18 protein-coding genes are annotated in these 16,859 nt (G+C 53.8%); 12 read left to right on the top strand and 6 right to left on the bottom strand.

Features of this window, described 5'->3' with window-relative positions:
* Positions 1-17: 17 nt before the first annotated feature.
* Positions 18-608: a cob(I)yrinic acid a,c-diamide adenosyltransferase gene (cobO, locus tag EL098_RS09390; RefSeq protein ID WP_126355983.1), complete on the bottom strand. Its 591-nt coding sequence runs from the start codon at positions 606-608 to the stop codon at positions 18-20.
* Positions 605-1,366 carry a YciK family oxidoreductase gene (locus EL098_RS09385; protein WP_126355982.1) on the bottom strand — a complete coding sequence of 254 codons (762 nt, stop codon included), beginning with the start codon at positions 1,364-1,366 and terminating at the stop codon, positions 605-607. The genes cobO and EL098_RS09385 overlap by 4 nt, the downstream gene beginning before the upstream one ends.
* A gap of 257 nt (positions 1,367-1,623) precedes the next feature.
* Here EL098_RS09385 and sohB point away from each other — a divergent pair, with 257 nt between their 5' ends.
* The gene (gene sohB / locus EL098_RS09380; protein WP_126355981.1) at positions 1,624-2,673 is read left to right on the top strand and encodes a protease SohB; all 1,050 of its coding nucleotides are present in this window, start codon (positions 1,624-1,626) and stop codon (positions 2,671-2,673) included.
* Positions 2,674-2,707: 34 nt separating this feature from the next.
* Here sohB and EL098_RS09375 read toward each other — a convergent pair whose 3' ends face one another.
* A complete protein-coding gene (locus EL098_RS09375) occupies positions 2,708-2,959 on the bottom strand; it encodes a YciN family protein (protein ID WP_126355980.1) in 252 nt (83 codons plus the stop codon).
* A gap of 400 nt (positions 2,960-3,359) precedes the next feature.
* On the opposite strand from EL098_RS09375, the gene topA reads away from it, so the two are divergent.
* From topA to acnA, 6 genes are all read left to right on the top strand, one after another.
* Positions 3,360-5,957 (top strand): type I DNA topoisomerase, encoded by a 2,598-nt coding sequence (gene topA, locus EL098_RS09365; RefSeq protein WP_126355978.1) that lies wholly within the window; start codon positions 3,360-3,362, stop codon positions 5,955-5,957.
* A gap of 198 nt (positions 5,958-6,155) precedes the next feature.
* On the top strand, positions 6,156-7,130 hold the full coding sequence (cysB, locus tag EL098_RS09360; protein WP_038471909.1) for an HTH-type transcriptional regulator CysB: 975 nt from the start codon (positions 6,156-6,158) through the stop codon (positions 7,128-7,130).
* A gap of 345 nt (positions 7,131-7,475) precedes the next feature.
* Positions 7,476-7,604, top strand: a complete 129-nt coding sequence (locus EL098_RS09355) for a YmiA family putative membrane protein (protein ID WP_126355977.1) — start codon at positions 7,476-7,478, stop codon at positions 7,602-7,604.
* Between the two features lie 2 nt (positions 7,605-7,606).
* A complete protein-coding gene (locus EL098_RS23175) occupies positions 7,607-7,777 on the top strand; it encodes a hypothetical protein (RefSeq protein ID WP_164716809.1) in 171 nt (56 codons plus the stop codon).
* A 157-nt stretch (positions 7,778-7,934) separates the two neighbouring features.
* Positions 7,935-8,033, top strand: a complete 99-nt coding sequence (gene ymiC, locus EL098_RS23430) for a small membrane protein YmiC (RefSeq protein ID WP_232012380.1) — start codon at positions 7,935-7,937, stop codon at positions 8,031-8,033.
* A gap of 229 nt (positions 8,034-8,262) precedes the next feature.
* Entirely contained in the window at positions 8,263-10,938 is a 2,676-nt protein-coding gene (gene acnA, locus EL098_RS09350) for an aconitate hydratase AcnA (protein WP_126355976.1), read from the top strand.
* A gap of 85 nt (positions 10,939-11,023) precedes the next feature.
* Here acnA and ribA read toward each other — a convergent pair whose 3' ends face one another.
* A complete protein-coding gene (gene ribA, locus EL098_RS09345; RefSeq protein ID WP_126355975.1) occupies positions 11,024-11,614 on the bottom strand; it encodes a GTP cyclohydrolase II in 591 nt (196 codons plus the stop codon).
* Between the two features lie 207 nt (positions 11,615-11,821).
* On the opposite strand from ribA, the gene pgpB reads away from it, so the two are divergent.
* The 5 genes from pgpB to yciH all read left to right on the top strand — a co-directional run bounded on the left by pgpB (position 11,822) and on the right by yciH (position 15,468).
* Complete coding sequence (pgpB, locus tag EL098_RS09340; RefSeq protein WP_126355974.1) at positions 11,822-12,586, top strand: phosphatidylglycerophosphatase B; 765 nt, start codon at positions 11,822-11,824, stop codon at positions 12,584-12,586.
* Between the two features lie 139 nt (positions 12,587-12,725).
* Complete coding sequence (locus EL098_RS09335; RefSeq protein WP_126355973.1) at positions 12,726-13,031, top strand: LapA family protein; 306 nt, start codon at positions 12,726-12,728, stop codon at positions 13,029-13,031.
* A 6-nt stretch (positions 13,032-13,037) separates the two neighbouring features.
* The gene (gene lapB / locus EL098_RS09330; RefSeq protein ID WP_126355972.1) at positions 13,038-14,207 is read left to right on the top strand and encodes a lipopolysaccharide assembly protein LapB; all 1,170 of its coding nucleotides are present in this window, start codon (positions 13,038-13,040) and stop codon (positions 14,205-14,207) included.
* 197 nt (positions 14,208-14,404) lie between these two features.
* Entirely contained in the window at positions 14,405-15,142 is a 738-nt protein-coding gene (pyrF, locus tag EL098_RS09325; RefSeq protein WP_126355971.1) for an orotidine-5'-phosphate decarboxylase, read from the top strand.
* Positions 15,142-15,468, top strand: a complete 327-nt coding sequence (yciH, locus tag EL098_RS09320) for a stress response translation initiation inhibitor YciH (protein ID WP_126355970.1) — start codon at positions 15,142-15,144, stop codon at positions 15,466-15,468. Before pyrF ends, yciH begins: the two co-directional genes overlap by 1 nt.
* A 133-nt stretch (positions 15,469-15,601) precedes the next feature.
* Here the strand turns inward: yciH and osmB are convergent, their stop codons facing one another.
* A complete protein-coding gene (osmB, locus tag EL098_RS09315; RefSeq protein ID WP_008461331.1) occupies positions 15,602-15,820 on the bottom strand; it encodes an osmotically-inducible lipoprotein OsmB in 219 nt (72 codons plus the stop codon).
* A gap of 258 nt (positions 15,821-16,078) precedes the next feature.
* The gene (yciT, locus tag EL098_RS09310) at positions 16,079-16,837 is read right to left on the bottom strand and encodes a DNA-binding transcriptional regulator YciT (RefSeq protein ID WP_126355969.1); all 759 of its coding nucleotides are present in this window, start codon (positions 16,835-16,837) and stop codon (positions 16,079-16,081) included.
* Positions 16,838-16,859 lie beyond the last annotated feature (22 nt).

Genomic DNA, 16,859 nt, shown 5'->3' with positions numbered 1-16,859 from the left:
GCTCGAGGGGTTTTTTATTAGTAATCAATGCCGATTTGCGCTTTCACTCCGGCATCAAACGCATGTTTCACCGGACGAAGTTCGCTGACCGTATCGGCCATCTCCAGAATCTCGCGATGGCACCCGCGACCGGTAATGATCACCGTCTGGTTTGCCGGGCGGTTGGCCAGCGCCTCCAGAACCGCCTCCAGCGGCAGATAATCGTAGGCCACCATATAGGTGAGCTCGTCGAGGATCACCATATCCAGCGCGGTATCCGCCAGCATCCGTTTGCCGTGTTCCCATACTTCAAGGCAGGCGGCCGTATCGGTTTCTCGGTTCTGCGTCTCCCAGGTAAAGCCGGTTGCCATCACCTGAAACTCAACGCCATGCGGCTCCAGCAGGTTGCGCTCGCCGTTCGGCCATTGGCCTTTGATAAACTGAATCACGCCAACTTTTTTGCCGTGGCCCACTGCGCGGGCGGCGGTGCCAAATGCGGCGGTTGTCTTACCTTTGCCGTTGCCGGTAAAGACGATCAGGATCCCTCGTTCTTCCTGGGCGTCGGCAATGCGAGCATCTACCTTTTCTTTCTGGCGCTGCTGCCGCTGCTGGTAACGATCTTCACTCATTCTGAAATTCCCGGCTTACGGTTAGGCTGGGCGTCAAAACTCATGCCGGTTTTACGTCGGCTGTCGTCGCCCATCAACCACAGATAAAGCGGCATTAAATCCCGCGGCGTTTTTAGTTTTGCCGGGTCTTCGGTCGGGAAGGCGCTGGCGCGCATCGCCGTGCGGGTACCACCAGGATTAATGCAGTTTACGCGCAGGTTGTGCTGCTTATACTCTTCCGCCAACACCTGCATCATACCTTCGGTGGCAAACTTCGAGGCGGCATAGGCGCCCCATCCGGCACGCCCCTGACGGCCGACGCTGGAGGTAGTGAAGACCAGCGAGCCGGAGTCGGATTTAAGTAATAAAGGAAGTAACGCCTGAGTGAGGAAGAAGGTCGCGTTGACGTTCACCTGCATCACTGCTTGCCAGGTTTCCGGGTCCTGCTTGTCCATAGAAACCACATCGCCAAGAATACCGGCGTTATGCAATACGCCATCAAGGCGGGGAACCAGCGCGGCGAGCTTATTTGCCAGGGCGTGGCACTCCGCCGGGGTCGCGGTGGCCAGGTCGAGCGTGAACCAGTGTGCTGGCAGCAGGCCGTGAGACTGAATTTCACTGGCGACGGCGCGGAGCTTTTGCTCGTTTCGGCCCAGCAAAATGACCGAGGCACCGAAACGCGCGTAGGTGAGTGCGGCAACACGACCGATGCCATCGCTGGCACCGGTGACTAAAATAATGCGATTTTGCAGTAAGTTATCTTGCGGCTGATAGTGCATGGTTTTGCTCCTCGCGTGATGCTCTTCGCTCACGTCTTATTTCTCATTGGCTTACCCGGCTTTATGCCTTAAAGGCGAGCGCATTTCAATCAGCCTGAAGGAGACAATCCTGAGGATTAACATTTTGCAAAAATTTCGCCGAGCTAAATCCTATAAACAAGCGCTCTGTCAGCCTTTATAGTTACTTACAGACGAACGTGTGCCTGCTCGGGTACACTGGCAGGCATTAACAATGCTTAGTGATAAAGGCGGTAAATGTGGATCTGATTGCTGACTATGGACTTTTTCTGGCTAAAGCGGTGACCCTGGTGGTCGCGATTGCCGCCGTGGCCCTCATTCTGGTGAATGTTGCGCAACGTAAGAAACAGGCGCGCGGCGAATTACGCCTGACCAATCTGAGCGAGCAATATCAGGAGGTGCAGCAGGAAATGCAGGTCGCGATGCTCGACCCGCACCAGCAGAAACTGTGGCATAAAGAAGAAAAGAAAAAACTTAAGCTGGAAGCTAAGCAGGCAAAAGCGCGCGCAAAACGTGGTGAAAAGGCCAGTTCGGGCAAACCAACTCTTTACGTGCTTGATTTTAAGGGCAGTATGGATGCTCACGAAGTGACCTCTCTGCGTGAAGAGGTCACCGCGGTGCTTTCCGTCGTGAAGCCAAAGGATGAGGTTCTGCTGCGTCTGGAAAGCCCTGGCGGCGTGGTTCATGGTTACGGGCTGGCGGCATCACAGCTTCAGCGCTTACGGGAAAAAGAAGTTCCGCTAACTGTTGCGGTGGACAAGGTTGCGGCCAGCGGTGGCTACATGATGGCGTGCGTGGCCCAGCGTATTGTCGCCGCGCCTTTCTCTATTATTGGTTCAATTGGCGTAGTGGCCCAGATCCCTAACTTCCACCGCCTGCTCAAACGCAATGATATTGATGTTGAGCTGCATACTGCCGGGCAGTACAAACGTACCCTGACGCTGCTGGGGGAAAACACCGAGCAGGGGCGTGAGAAATTCAGGGAAGATCTGAACGAAACGCATCACCTGTTTAAGCAGTTTGTCAGCAGTATGCGTCCTGCACTGGACATAGAGGCCGTGGCTACGGGCGAGCACTGGTACGGGACTCAGGCGAAGGAGAAAGGGCTGGTAGATGACGTAGCGACCAGCGACGACCTGCTGCTGAGGATGATGAAAGAGTTTGATGCCATCAGCGTGCGTTATCTGCAGCGTAAAAAAGTGATGGACCGCTTCACCGGTAGTGCGGCGAACAGCTTAGAACGCCTGCTGTTGCGCTGGTGGCAGCGCGGTGAAAAGCCGCTGCTCTAAACAAGAAAGCGAGGCCTTGAGCCTCGCTTTTCGTTTAGTCCCGCAGAGAGTACTTTTCTGACAGGACATGGGCCAGGTGTTTAAACATATTAAACACTGCCGTGCTCTTTGGCGTTGGCAAGCCCTGATCATCCAGGAAGTATTCTCCGCTGAAGACCAGCACGCCGTTTTTCTGTTCCACGCCGGTGGCTTCCATCCCGTGCAGGAAATCCTCATGTTCACGAATGATTTTGTTCGCCTCAACGAGGAGGGATTCGCGGTCGATAGGCTGAGTCGTCTCTTGCATGATGTTCTCCTTAAAAAACTGGCGCTAGTTTACGTCCGCTTGAGGGAAAAGGGCAAATTTTCCCTGTAAATCCTGTGGCCTTAAAAAGGTTAACCCCCCTGGCGGGATCCGATTTTGCATGCTAATAAAGTTGCGTAACATATTTTATCAGGTAGAGTGTGACGCTTTCGCAAAACTGGCAACAGATTTGCTTGACATTCGACCAAACTTCCGTCGTGCTATGCCACTTGCTCGAGACTTCGGGTCTTAAACTACCGGCGAGTGAGCCGCTGGTGATGCAGGTTATTGAAAAAAAGAGTTGATCTCCGTCCGCTCTGCCGCAATATAAAAAAGCGCGTCGCCGGTGGAAGGGGAAAATTTGCGACGTATTCCTGGAAGAATTAAATAGGTAAAGGTGAAAATGGGTAAAGCTCTCGTCATCGTTGAGTCCCCGGCAAAAGCCAAAACGATCAACAAATATCTCGGAAATGACTACGTGGTTAAATCCAGCGTCGGCCATATCCGCGATTTGCCGACCAGTGGATCAACCACCAAGAAGAGCGCTGACTCTGCCGCCGCCAAAGGGACCAAAAAGGTCAATAAGGATGAACGCGGAGCGCTCGTCAACCGCATGGGTGTTGATCCATGGCATAACTGGGACGCTCACTACGAAGTGCTGCCGGGCAAGGAGAAAGTGGTCTCCGAGCTGAAATCTCTGGCAGAAAAAGCAGACCACATCTATCTCGCAACCGACCTTGACCGCGAAGGGGAAGCCATTGCGTGGCACCTGCGGGAAGTGATCGGTGGTGATGACACGCGCTACAGCCGCGTCGTGTTTAACGAAATTACCAAAAATGCAATTCGCCAGGCGTTTGAAAAGCCGGGTGAGCTGAACATCGACCGTGTTAATGCCCAGCAGGCGCGCCGCTTTATGGACCGCGTTGTGGGCTACATGGTGTCACCGCTGCTGTGGAAAAAGATTGCGCGTGGCCTCTCCGCGGGGCGCGTTCAGTCCGTGGCGGTTCGCCTGGTGGTCGAGCGGGAACGAGAAATTAAAGCGTTCGTGCCGGAAGAGTACTGGGAAATCGACGCGAATCTCTCTACGCCGAAGGGCGATGCGCTGCCGGTGCAGGTTAGCCACCATAAAGACAAACCTTTCCGTCCGGTGAACCGCGAGCAGACCATGGCGGCGGTCAGCCTGCTTGAAAAAGCTCGCTACACCGTGCTGGACCGTGAAGACAAGCCAACCAGCAGCAAGCCGGGGGCGCCATTCATCACCTCCACGCTGCAGCAGGCTGCCAGCACGCGTCTTGGTTTTGGCGTGAAGAAAACGATGATGATGGCACAGCGTCTTTATGAAGCGGGCCACATTACCTACATGCGTACCGACTCCACCAACCTGAGTCAGGATGCGGTGAGCATGGTGCGCGGCTATATCGAAGAGAGCTTCGGTAAGAAATACCTGCCTGCTGACGCCAACCAGTACGCCAGCAAGGATAACTCTCAGGAAGCGCACGAAGCGATTCGTCCTTCCGATGTAACCGTGCAGGCTGAATCGCTGAAAGATATGGAAGCGGATGCCCAGAAGCTTTATCAGCTGATCTGGCGCCAGTTTGTGGCCTGCCAGATGACGCCCGCGAAGTACGACTCTACCACGCTGACGGTAGAGGCCGGCGAGTATCGCCTGAAGGCGCGTGGCCGTACGCTGCGCTTTGACGGCTGGACGAAGGTTATGCCCGCGCTGCGTAAAGGCGATGAAGACCGCACGTTACCTGCCGTGGAGCCAGGCGAGGAGCTGACCTTAGTTGAGCTGCTTCCGGCTCAGCACTTTACCAAACCGCCTGCACGTTTTAGTGAAGCGTCTCTGGTCAAAGAGCTGGAAAAGCGCGGCATTGGTCGGCCGTCTACCTACGCTTCTATTATATCCACCATTCAGGACCGCGGTTACGTACGCGTCGAGAACCGTCGTTTCTACGCCGAAAAAATGGGTGAGATCGTTACCGACCGCCTGGAAGAAAACTTCCGTGAGCTGATGAATTACGACTTCACTGCGCAGATGGAAAACAGCCTCGACCAGGTGGCAAACAATCAGGCCGAATGGAAAGGCGTGCTGGATAACTTCTTCAGCGATTTCAGCGGCCAGCTTGAGAAAGCTGAGCAGGATCCGGAAGAGGGCGGCATGCGCCCGAACCAGATGGTTCTGACCAGTATCGACTGTCCAACCTGCGGGCGTAAAATGGGGATCCGTACCGCGAGTACCGGCGTATTCCTCGGCTGTTCAGGCTATGCGTTACCGCCGAAAGAGCGCTGCAAAACCACCATCAACCTGGTACCGGAGAACGAAGTTCTTAACGTGCTGGAAGGGGATGATGCGGAGACCAACGCCCTGCGCGCCAAACGCCGCTGCCAGAAGTGCGGCACGGCAATGGACAGCTACCTTATCGATCCGAAGCGCAAGCTGCATGTTTGTGGTAATAACCCGACCTGCGACGGCTATGAAATCGAAGAAGGTGAGTTCCGCATCAAAGGCTATGATGGCCCAATCGTTGAGTGCGAGAAGTGCGGCTCGGAAATGCACCTGAGAATGGGGCGTTTCGGGAAGTACATGGCCTGTACCAACGACGAGTGCAAAAATACCCGTAAGATCCTGCGTAACGGTGAAGTAGCGCCGCCGAAGGAAGATCCGGTTCCGCTGCCGGAGCTGCCTTGCGAGAAATCAGATGCCTATTTCGTGCTGCGCGATGGGGCTGCCGGGGTATTCCTCGCGGCAAACACCTTCCCGAAATCTCGTGAAACGCGTGCGCCTCTGGTTGAAGAGCTTCATCGCTTCCGCGATCGTTTGCCTGAGAAACTGCGTTACCTGGCCGATGCGCCTCAGGAAGATCCTGAGGGAAACAAAGCGTTCGTGCGCTTTAGCCGCAAAACGAAGCAGCAGTACGTTGCCTCCGAAAAAGAGGGCAAAGCGACCGGCTGGTCCGCCTTCTTCGTCGACGGTAAGTGGGTTGTAGCTAAAAAATAAGCCTGATTAAACCTGAAAGCCGGAGCCTGTCTCCGGTTTTTTTATCTCTCCTTATATAACTTGTTTATTATCTTTTCATCCCGTCTATACAAAGTAGCTATAACTGATATAGTGAGTAAAGCAATGTCAATTTTCATTTTTTCTGCGTCTTAATCCCCGCCATTCTGTGCCGGGGCCTTTGACCCTGGACGGTAAGTCATGAAATTACAGCAGCTTCGTTATATCGTTGAAGTCGTTAACCACAACCTGAACGTCTCTTCCACGGCGGAGGGGCTTTACACCTCTCAACCGGGGATCAGTAAGCAAGTTCGTATGCTGGAAGATGAACTTGGGATCCAAATTTTTGCCCGCAGCGGGAAACACCTGACGCAGGTAACGCCGGCTGGACAGGAAATCATTCGTATCGCCCGGGAAGTCCTCTCTAAAGTCGACGCTATTAAATCCGTGGCCGGTGAGCACACCTGGCCTGACAAAGGTTCGCTGTATGTGGCAACCACGCATACTCAGGCCCGCTACGCGCTGCCAGGCGTGATAAAAGGCTTTATTGAACGCTACCCGCGTGTTTCTCTGCATATGCATCAGGGCTCGCCTACGCAGATTGCCGAGGCTGTTTCTAAGGGAAATGCGGACTTTGCGATAGCCACAGAAGCCTTGCATCTGTATGACGATCTGGTAATGCTGCCGTGCTACCACTGGAACCGTTCAATCGTGGTCACACCGGATCACCCGTTGGCGTCGAAAGAGTCCGTTACTATCGAAGAGCTGGCGCAGTATCCGCTGGTCACCTATACCTTCGGTTTTACAGGGCGCTCAGAGCTTGATACCGCCTTTAACCGCGCAGGATTGACGCCACGCATCGTCTTTACCGCCACCGACGCTGACGTCATTAAAACCTATGTGCGTTTAGGCCTTGGGGTAGGGGTTATCGCGAGCATGGCCGTAGATCCGATTTCAGACCCGGATTTAGTCCGCATTGAAGCGCAGGGCGTATTTAGCCACAGCACCACAAAAATTGGTTTCCGGCGCAGCACTTTCCTTCGCAGTTATATGTATGATTTTATTCAGCGTTTTGCGCCGCATTTAACGCGGGATGTGGTAGATACCGCGGTCGCCTTGCGCTCAAATGAAGATATAGAGGCGATGTTTAAAGATATAAAACTCCCTGCCAAATAATTCCTCAGGGTATCTTCGGTGCCACCGGAGATACCCCTGCCATTATTAAACAAGAATTAAACGCATTTCTTTATCTATTCCCGTTCCCGCCTAATAGTCCATAACATGACAATGGTTATTGTGTCGCAATTAAGAGACACAGCTAGTAAATAATTCGCGGTTGCGCAAATCTGTCGTTTCGATTATTTATTTCAGGTCAAAAGATTAAATCTTTTCTCCTGCTGATTGCGCAATTTTTCTGGCTTTTGAGCTAGAGTTTCTTTAGGATTAATCCCAACTGGCGATTAGTTATACCGATTGTTTGGAAATATTACGATAAGTGGTGTCGATTGTATGAGGCTAGCAATGTCATCAGGAAGTGAGCAACCGCAAAGGGATCCGGCTCTGAAACGCAAGGCGTGGATTGCGGTGTTTTTGGTGTCAGCACTGTTCTGGCTGGCCGTGGCGCTGGTTGTCTGGAAATTTTGGGGGTAGCTATGCCTACTCGGGATAGGGTTCCTGCACCGAAAGCCGTGGTTCGTACCCGCGGTAAACCGCGAAAAGAAGTTAAAACCGAGGAAGGCTTGCCGCCTGAAGGTTGGGTGCTGACAAAACAGCAGCAGGCTTTTATCGATTTGTTTTCCGAAGACGACAGCAAAAAACAATAAAACCGTTATTGAATTGTTTATTTTGTTCGCGGTGAACAGATTCAATTTATTTACCGTGAAGCGGAAAGTCGTTTACTGATAATTACACACAGCAATACCTTTTGGTGACTGCTTAATTAAGCAGTCTTATTGCATATCGCAACATTAAGTTAACCTTATGAATAATCAACATGCTGTAAAATACTGGTCCTGGATGGGCGCCTTTGCGATCTCCGCCCTGTTTTGGCTGGAAGTGGTTCGCACCTTTGTAAATTAAGCATCACAGCTGGCGGCCAACGGCCTGTATCCCGCTGCATCCAATCTCTTCCCGCTTTCCCCCGCGCCCTGGTTAACCCCCGGGGCGTTTGTTTATTTACGTTTTACTCCTTTCGCGTCATTTATCCATTTGGGTTGTTATCAAATCGTTACGGCAGGTTTGTGTTATCTTTAATAGTGACCCTGCTGATAATCAGGGCACTCGCTATCCCTGTCATAAAGGAGGAGCTATGTCGTTAACCCTACGCGAAGCCAGTAAGGATACCCTACGAGCGCTAAACAAAACCTGGCACTACTACAGCCTGCCGCTGGCCGCGAAAGAGCTTGGGGATATCAGCCGTTTACCTAAGTCGCTAAAAGTGTTACTGGAGAACCTGCTGCGCTGGCAGGATGAAGACTCCGTTACCCGGGAAGATATTCAGGCGCTGGCCGACTGGCTGAAACAGGCCCACGCCGATCGCGAAATTGCCTATCGTCCTGCCCGTGTCCTGATGCAGGACTTCACCGGTGTACCTGCAGTGGTTGACCTGGCCGCGATGCGTGAGGCGGTGAAGCGCCTCGGCGGAGACGTGGCAAAAGTGAATCCGCTCTCCCCGGTTGACCTCGTTATTGACCACTCCGTGACCGTCGATCATTTTGGTGATAAAGACGCCTTTGAAGAAAACGTCCGCCTTGAGATGGAGCGCAACCACGAGCGCTATGTCTTTTTACGCTGGGGGCAACAGGCGTTCAGCCGCTTCAGCGTCGTGCCGCCGGGTACCGGCATTTGCCATCAGGTGAATCTTGAGTATCTGGGCAAAGCGGTCTGGGGCGAAGAGCAGGGCGGGGAGTTTATCGCCTATCCGGACACGCTGGTGGGCACCGACTCCCATACTACGATGATCAACGGTCTTGGCGTTCTTGGCTGGGGCGTCGGCGGTATTGAAGCCGAGGCCGCGATGCTCGGTCAGCCTGTTTCGATGCTGATCCCCGATGTTGTCGGCTTTAAGCTTGACGGTAAACTGCGAGAGGGGATCACCGCCACGGACCTGGTGTTGACCGTCACTCAGATGCTGCGTAAGCACGGCGTGGTGGGTAAGTTTGTCGAGTTTTACGGCGATGGCCTGGACTCCTTGCCGCTGGCCGATCGGGCGACCATCGCCAACATGGCTCCGGAATACGGCGCCACCTGCGGCTTCTTCCCGATTGACGGCGTGACCCTCGACTATATGCGCCTTAGCGGACGCAGCGAAGAACAGGTTGCGCTGGTTGAAGCCTACGCGAAGGCGCAGGGCATGTGGCGAAATACCGGCGACGAACCTGTATTTACCAGCACCCTGGCGCTGAATATGGGCGACGTTGAGGCCAGTCTGGCCGGGCCAAAACGCCCGCAGGACCGCGTTCCTCTTGGCGGCGTGCCAAAAGCGTTCGCTGCCAGCAACGAGCTGGAAGTCAATGCATCGCACAAAGATCGTCAGCCGGTTAGCTATACGCTCGCTGGCCGCGAGCAGCTGCTGCCCGATGGCGCAGTGGTGATCGCGGCAATCACCTCATGTACCAATACCTCAAACCCCAGCGTGCTGATGGCCGCAGGGCTGCTGGCGAAAAAGGCCGTAACCCTTGGGCTGAAGCCGAAGCCGTGGGTGAAGGCGTCGCTGGCACCCGGCTCTAAAGTGGTTTCTGACTATCTGGCGAAGGCGAAGCTAACCCCTTACCTTGATGAGCTGGGCTTCAACCTGGTGGGCTACGGCTGTACGACCTGTATCGGTAATTCCGGCCCGCTGCCTGATCCTATCGAACAGGCGATTAAAAAAGGCGACCTGACGGTGGGGGCCGTGCTCTCGGGTAACCGTAACTTCGAAGGTCGTATCCATCCGCTGGTGAAAACGAACTGGCTTGCTTCTCCGCCGCTTGTTGTCGCCTATGCCCTGGCCGGGAACATGAATATCGACCTGACCACAGAACCGCTGGGGCATGACAGAATAGGTGATCCGGTTTACCTGAAAGATATCTGGCCGAGCAGCCAGGAAATTGCTACAGCCGTGGCGCAGGTGACCACCGAAATGTTCCGCAAGGAGTACGCTGAGGTGTTCGAAGGGACCGAGGAGTGGCGCAGCATCGAAGTGGAGCGCTCGTCTACCTACGGCTGGCAGGACGATTCGACCTATATCAGACTGTCGCCATTCTTTGATGAGATGGGGGCAGAGCCAAAGCCCGTTGAAGATATTCACGGCGCTAAGGTGCTGGCGATGCTTGGCGATTCGGTCACCACCGACCACATTTCTCCGGCGGGAAGTATTAAGGCCGACAGTCCGGCTGGGCGTTACCTGCTGGGGCATGGCGTAGAGCGCCGGGACTTCAACTCCTACGGCTCGCGCCGCGGTAACCATGAAGTGATGATGCGAGGGACGTTTGCTAACATCCGCATTCGTAACGAAATGGTACCGGGCGTTGAAGGCGGCATGACGCGGCTTCTGCCTGGGGAAGAGGTGCTCTCTATTTATGACGCGGCGATGCGTTACAAAGAGCAGGGGACGCCGCTGGCGGTTATCGCCGGTAAAGAGTATGGCTCCGGCTCTAGCCGTGATTGGGCGGCGAAAGGTCCCCGCTTATTGGGCATTCGGGTAGTTATTGCCGAATCTTTCGAGCGAATTCACCGCTCTAACCTGATCGGGATGGGTATTTTGCCGCTGGAGTTTCCACAGGGCGTGACGCGTAAGACGCTTGGCCTCACGGGCGAGGAAAAACTGGACATCAGCGGGCTTAATCAGCTCACGCCTGGCGCGGAGGTGCCGGTGACGCTGACCTTCCCTGACGGACGCAGGCAGGTCATTAATTGCCGATGCCGCATCGATACCGGTAATGAGCTTACCTATTTCCGCAACGACGGTATTCTGCATTATGTGATCAGGAATATGCTGAAGTAAGAGGCTATAAAGTCTCAGAATGGACTGCACCCCAAAAGTTGGCTACCCAGCTGAGTAAGGTGCAGTTTTTTATGGCAGGAACTAATTACTCGGAAAGCAGATGGCCCATTTTGGCCGCTTTGGTATCGAGGTAGTGGGCATTCTTCGGGTTACGGCCAACGATAAGCGGCACGCGCTCCACGATATTAATCCCGGCTTCGGTGAGGATTTCGACCTTTTTCGGGTTGTTGGTCAGCAAACGCACGGCGTCGACGCCCAGCAGTTTGAACATGTCGGCGCACAGCGTAAAGTCACGCTCATCGGCAGCAAAGCCGAGCTGATGGTTAGCCTCTACCGTATCGTAGCCTTTGTCCTGCAGGGCGTAAGCGCGAATTTTATTCAACAGGCCGATATTACGACCTTCCTGGCGATGATAAAGCAAAACGCCGCGACCCTGCTCGGCGATCTGAGTCAGTGCCGCTTCAAGCTGAAAGCCGCAGTCACAGCGCAGGCTGAACAGGGCGTCACCGGTTAAGCACTCGGAGTGAACGCGCGCGAGAACGGCATCATCCCCGCCAATATCACCGTAAACAAGGGCAACATGATCCTGCCCGGTTGCCACTTCTTCAAAACCCACCATCAGGAAATCGCCCCATGGGGTTGGCAGTTTGGCTTCTGCCACACGTTTAAGCTGCATGTGATTCTCCAGGTACTTATTTTGACACCGGGGGTGTCTGCCAGAAGTCTGGCCTGTACGTTAATGTCTGATATTTTGCCATAACGCGCGGTACTTCGCTTCATCGGCAGGTTAAAAAGCCATTTTTGCCAATTACCCCAATGCGTTTTAGCCATCTCTGGCAATTTTCGGTTATTCTTTAATAACTTTCATTATCATGAGGTGTTCATGCAGGCAATAGCAAAACGCATCGCAGTGGGTGCACTTCTCCTGTTAATCATGCCGTTAAGCGTCTGGTTTAGCGGCTGGCAATGGGCGCCAGGCGGCAATGAAAGTGTATTAAAACTGCTTTATTGGGTTACTGAAACGGTGACTCAACCCTGGGGCATCATTACCCATGTTCTCCTCTTTGCCTGGTTTCTGTGGTGCCTGCGCTATCGGCTTAAACCTGCGCTGATGTTATTTGCTATCCTTGCGGCGGCTATCCTTCTCGGTCAGGGCATTAAATCCGCTATTAAAAATAAAGTGCAGGAACCCCGGCCGTTTGTGGTGTGGCTTGAAAAAACTCACCATATTACCACCGACGAGTTCTACAATTTAAAGCGTACGCAGCGCGCCGAGCTGGTAAAAGCTCAGCTGGAGGGACAGCAGGAAATTCCGGCCTGGCTGCGTCAACACTGGCAGTTCGAAACCGGCTTTGCTTTTCCTTCTGGCCATACCATGTTTGCTGCCAGCTGGGCACTTCTGGGCGTGGGATTGCTTTGGCCACGCAGGCGAACCCTTACGCTGGCGGTGCTTTTGATCTGGGCTACCGGCGTGATGGGCAGCCGGTTGCTTCTGGGGATGCACTGGCCGCGTGACTTAGCCGTAGCCACGGTCATCTCAGCGCTGTTAGTCATTCTTGCTACCTGGCTTGCTCAACGATGGTGCGGTCCGCTGACGCCAGCGGCCGAAGAAGACCAGGAAATAACCGAACGAAGCGAAAAAGCTTGAGAATAGTACTTTTACCCCCATTTCTTACGAACTGGAGGTGGTTTTGGATTCCCCGGTTTAGCCTGAAATGGTAATTTATCTCTCCGGGATTCATTTTTAGCCTGACAGAGTCATCTGTGACCACATAACGGGATGTAATGTGAAATATTTATTCATTTTCTTACTGGTACTCGCCATCTTCGTGGTTTCTGTCACATTGGGAGCACAAAACGATCAGGTGGTGAACTTTAACTACCTGCTTGCGCAGGGTGAGTATCGGGTGTCTACTCTCCTGGCGACGCTGTTTGCCGCTGGGTTCATCATTGGATGGCTGATTTGCGGTCTTTTCTGGCTTCGTGTGCGCGTTTCCCTGGCCCGAGCCGAGCGAAAAATCAAACGTCTTGAGCAGCAGGTCACCCCCGCCGCTGATATTCCGGCACCCGTTGTGCCGGCTGTGAAGGAATAACCCTCTATGTTGGAACTGCTGTTTCTCCTGTTACCCGTTGCGGCCGCTTATGGCTGGTATATGGGTCGCAGAAGCGCGCAACAAGACAAACAGCAGGAAGCCAGCCGCCTTTCCCGTGACTACGTGGCAGGGGTAAACTTCCTGCTGGCCAACCAGCAGGATAAAGCGGTCGATCTGTTCCTCGATATGCTTAAAGAGGATACCGGCACCGTTGAGGCCCACCTCACGTTGGGTAACCTCTTCCGCCAGCGTGGTGAGGTTGACCGCGCCATCCGTATTCACCAGTCGCTGATGGAGAGCGCGTCGCTGAACTACGACCAGCGGCTGCTGGCGGTTCAGCAACTGGGAAAAGACTACATGGCAGCCGGGCTTTATGACCGCGCGGAAGACATGTTCAGCCAGCTGATAGACGAGACTGATTTCCGCATTAGCGCGCTTCAACAGCTGCTGCAAATTCATCAGGCGACCAGCGACTGGCAGAAGGCCATCGACGTTGCCGAAAGGCTGGTCAAGCTTGGCAAAGATAAACAGCGTGTGGAAATCGCTCACTTTTACTGTGAGCTCGCGTTGCAAAATATCGGCAGTGATGATTCAGACAAAGCTATGTCGCTGCTGAAGAAGGGCGCTGCGGCAGACAGAAACTGTGCCAGGGTGTCCATCATGATGGGCCGCATTTTGATGGAGAAGGGCGAGTATGCCAAAGCGGTCGACTCCCTCAAGCGCGTGATTGAGCAGGATAGCGAGCTGGTCAGCGAAACGCTTGAAATGCTGCAGGTCTGTTATCAGCAGCTCGATAAGCCCGATGAGTGGGAAGCGTTTCTCAAACGCTGTGTGGAAGAGAACACCGGTGCGGTGGCAGAGCTCATGCTGGCCAGTATTCTCGAGCAGCGGGAAGGCGCCGAAACGGCCCAGCTGTACATCAACCGCCAGCTTCAGCGTCATCCGACCATGCGCGTGTTTCATCGTCTGATGGATTATCACCTGCATGAAGCGGAAGAGGGGCGCGCGAAAGAGAGCCTGATGGTCTTGCGTGACATGGTCGGGGAGCAAATCCGCACTAAGCCGCGCTATCGCTGTCAAAAATGTGGTTTTACCGCCTACACCATGTACTGGCATTGCCCTTCATGCCGCGCATGGTCAACGGTGAAACCTATACGCGGGCTGGACGGGCAGTAGCCCGTCTTCTTTTTTAAAAAGTCTGCACTTTAGTTACAACATACTTATGATATTGCATCATGACCTCACCTGACCGCCGTGCAACTATCGCTTAGCAGGGCGCAATCGCGGCTGTATATTTGCAGGGCTGACGAGTAGAATGCAGCCGTTTAACTTTTTTGCGCCGCGCTGGTGCCCAACAGTCAGAAGGTTTTGCCATGAATTCAACTGCGTCATCCTCCTCCCGTGTTGCCACTGAATCACCGATTGTCGTCGCACTTGATTACGATAATCGCGATAGCGCGCTGGCTTTTGTTGACCGCATCGATCCCCGCGACTGCCGCCTTAAGGTGGGCAAAGAGATGTTCACGCTGTTTGGGCCGCAGCTCGTAGGGGATTTACATCAGCGTGGTTTTGACGTTTTCCTCGATTTGAAATTCCACGATATCCCTAACACTACCGCGCGTGCCGTTGCCGCTGCGGCAGAAATGGGCGTTTGGATGGTCAACGTTCATGCAACCGGCGGCGCACGTATGATGCGGGCTGCAAAAGAAGCGCTGTCGCCGTTCGGAAAAGAGGCGCCCCTGCTGATTGCTGTTACCGTGCTCACCAGCATGGAGGCCAGCGATCTGGCTGATTTGGGCATTAACGCCAGCCCGGCGGATTATGCCGAGCGTCTGGCTACCCTGACAAAAGAGTGTGGTCTCGATGGCGTGGTCTGCTCGGCGCAGGAAGCCGTGCGTTTTAAAACAGTGTTAGGCAGCGAATTTAAGCTGGTGACGCCAGGAATTCGTCCCGTCGGTAGCGAGGCCGGCGACCAGCGCCGCATAATGACGCCGCAGCAGGCGCAGCAGGCGGGCGTAGATTTTATGGTGATCGGGCGTCCAATTACCCAATCTGCCGATCCGGCGAAAACGCTGCGTGATATCCGTGCGTCGCTGACGCAGGAGGCGTGATGAAAGATAACAATAGCCGCCTGGTCTATTCCACCGAAACCGGCCGCATTGACGAACCTAAAGTTGAAGTACAGCGCCCAAAAGGCGACGGTATTGTTCGTATCCAGAAGCAAACCAGCGGGCGCAAGGGGAAGGGCGTGTGCCTGATTACCGGTATCGACGCCGATGATGCCACGCTAGCAGGCATCGCGGCCGAGCTTAAAAAGAAGTGCGGCTGTGGCGGAGCGGTAAAAGACGGCGTAATCGAAATCCAGGGCGACAAGCGTGATTTGATAAAATCATTACTGGAAGCAAAAGGGATGAAGGTTAAACTCGCGGGCGGCTAAGCCGTTTTAGATATTAATTAATGGGCCACGGTAAATACCGTGGCCTTTTATTTTTAACTGCTGTTAGTCAGACCTGAAAAATTAACACGTAATGAATTCGTCAAAGCGGGTTAGCTTTTGCTGGCATCCTGCCTTATTTACCCACCTGGTGACCGATAATACCGCCTACTGCCGCACCGCCAAGCGTCCCAAGCGTGCTGCCGTCGGTCAGCACTGCGCCACCCAGCGCACCGGCACCTGCGCCGATTGCCGTGTTGCGGTCACGCTTGGACCAGTTAGAACATGCGCTTAAGGACATTGCGAGGGTAATAGCCAGCATTGCAGCGGCCACTTTTTTGTTATTTAAGGTCATCATACTTTCTCCAGAATAATTGATTCACGGAAGCCAGTCACAGGTAAGTATAGTAACAATTCACCACTTTACCGGACGGCACGTGAAACGATGTCGCGATATAAGCTCAAAAAACAGCAGGTGTGTTTATTACTCCCTGTTATATCGCTAAATTCTATTCTAATTTTCCCGTATGATTAACACAGGTAAAAACTCTTAATTACAGCGTGGGAATATTCTGAGAGAGAAGAGGCCCGCGCAAAGCACGGGCAAAGAGTCTTAGATCGTGGCGTAAGGATCGACGATATCCACCTGAAGATTGGCCGCTTTAAGCTGCTCAAGGGTTTCCTGACTCAGCGCCGCGTCGGTGATTACGCGGCTGAAGCGTGAAATTGGCCCTAGCGTATAGGGATGCACGCTGCCAAATTTGCTGCTGTCCGTAAGCACAATCGCCTCACTGCCTTTCTCCAGCACGGAGTTCACCACGTCGGTGCGTAGCATATCTCGTCCGGTAAAGCCGGTTTCCGGCAGGAAGCCGTCGATGCCGATAAAGGCCTTACTGAAATGCAGCTGCTGGATGAACTGGCGGGTGAGCGGGCCGACCATACTTTCGCTCTTCTTCTGATAGATACCACCGACCAGAATCACTTCGCAGTCGGTATCCTTCAGCAGATGGGCGATGTAGCTGCTGACGGTGATCAGCGTGATTTTTTTCTGCTCCGCCAGCGTGCGTGCGAGAAGCGCGTTGCTGCTACCGTTCTCGATAAACACGGTTTCCCCGTCGCTCACCAGCGACGCAGCATGGTGCGCAAGCTGCAGCTTGAGGGTGTAGTTGTTCATCATTCGGGTTTCAACGTCATCGCTATCCAGCGGCACGGCGAAACCATGGGTGCGTCGCAGGTAATTCTTTTTTTCCAGCAGGTTTAAATCCTGCCGAATGGTCACTTCTGAAACGCCGGTTGTTTTCGCCAGAGAGGCGACGCTAACCCGCCCCTGATCGATAACCATCTGCAGAATAATTTGTTGTCTTGAGTTCATGTCAGCCAGTAGTCAGGCGGCG

The sequence above is a fragment of the Cedecea lapagei genome, assembly GCF_900635955.1.
GTDB classification, from domain to species: domain Bacteria; phylum Pseudomonadota; class Gammaproteobacteria; order Enterobacterales; family Enterobacteriaceae; genus Cedecea; species Cedecea lapagei.
The sequence above is the reverse complement of the archived record's forward strand: the minus strand, read 5'-3'. Positions and strand labels throughout refer to the sequence as shown.

Bases quoted from the DNA above. Each gene is read 5' to 3' on its own strand.
- cobO (WP_126355983.1), bottom strand. From the start codon at position 608: ATGAGTGAAGATCGTTACCAGCAGCGGCAGCAGCGCCAGAAAGAAAAG.
- EL098_RS09385 (WP_126355982.1), bottom strand. From the start codon at position 1,366: ATGCACTATCAGCCGCAAGATAACTTACTGCAAAATCGCATTATTTTA.
- EL098_RS09375 (WP_126355980.1), bottom strand. From the start codon at position 2,959: ATGCAAGAGACGACTCAGCCTATCGACCGCGAATCCCTCCTCGTTGAG.
- topA (WP_126355978.1), top strand. From the start codon at position 3,360: ATGGGTAAAGCTCTCGTCATCGTTGAGTCCCCGGCAAAAGCCAAAACG.
- cysB (WP_038471909.1), top strand. From the start codon at position 6,156: ATGAAATTACAGCAGCTTCGTTATATCGTTGAAGTCGTTAACCACAAC.
- EL098_RS09355 (WP_126355977.1), top strand. From the start codon at position 7,476: ATGTCATCAGGAAGTGAGCAACCGCAAAGGGATCCGGCTCTGAAACGC.
- EL098_RS23175 (WP_164716809.1), top strand. From the start codon at position 7,607: ATGCCTACTCGGGATAGGGTTCCTGCACCGAAAGCCGTGGTTCGTACC.
- ymiC (WP_232012380.1), top strand. From the start codon at position 7,935: ATGAATAATCAACATGCTGTAAAATACTGGTCCTGGATGGGCGCCTTT.
- acnA (WP_126355976.1), top strand. From the start codon at position 8,263: ATGTCGTTAACCCTACGCGAAGCCAGTAAGGATACCCTACGAGCGCTA.
- ribA (WP_126355975.1), bottom strand. From the start codon at position 11,614: ATGCAGCTTAAACGTGTGGCAGAAGCCAAACTGCCAACCCCATGGGGC.
- pgpB (WP_126355974.1), top strand. From the start codon at position 11,822: ATGCAGGCAATAGCAAAACGCATCGCAGTGGGTGCACTTCTCCTGTTA.
- lapB (WP_126355972.1), top strand. From the start codon at position 13,038: ATGTTGGAACTGCTGTTTCTCCTGTTACCCGTTGCGGCCGCTTATGGC.
- pyrF (WP_126355971.1), top strand. From the start codon at position 14,405: ATGAATTCAACTGCGTCATCCTCCTCCCGTGTTGCCACTGAATCACCG.
- yciH (WP_126355970.1), top strand. From the start codon at position 15,142: ATGAAAGATAACAATAGCCGCCTGGTCTATTCCACCGAAACCGGCCGC.
- osmB (WP_008461331.1), bottom strand. From the start codon at position 15,820: ATGACCTTAAATAACAAAAAAGTGGCCGCTGCAATGCTGGCTATTACC.
- yciT (WP_126355969.1), bottom strand. From the start codon at position 16,837: ATGAACTCAAGACAACAAATTATTCTGCAGATGGTTATCGATCAGGGG.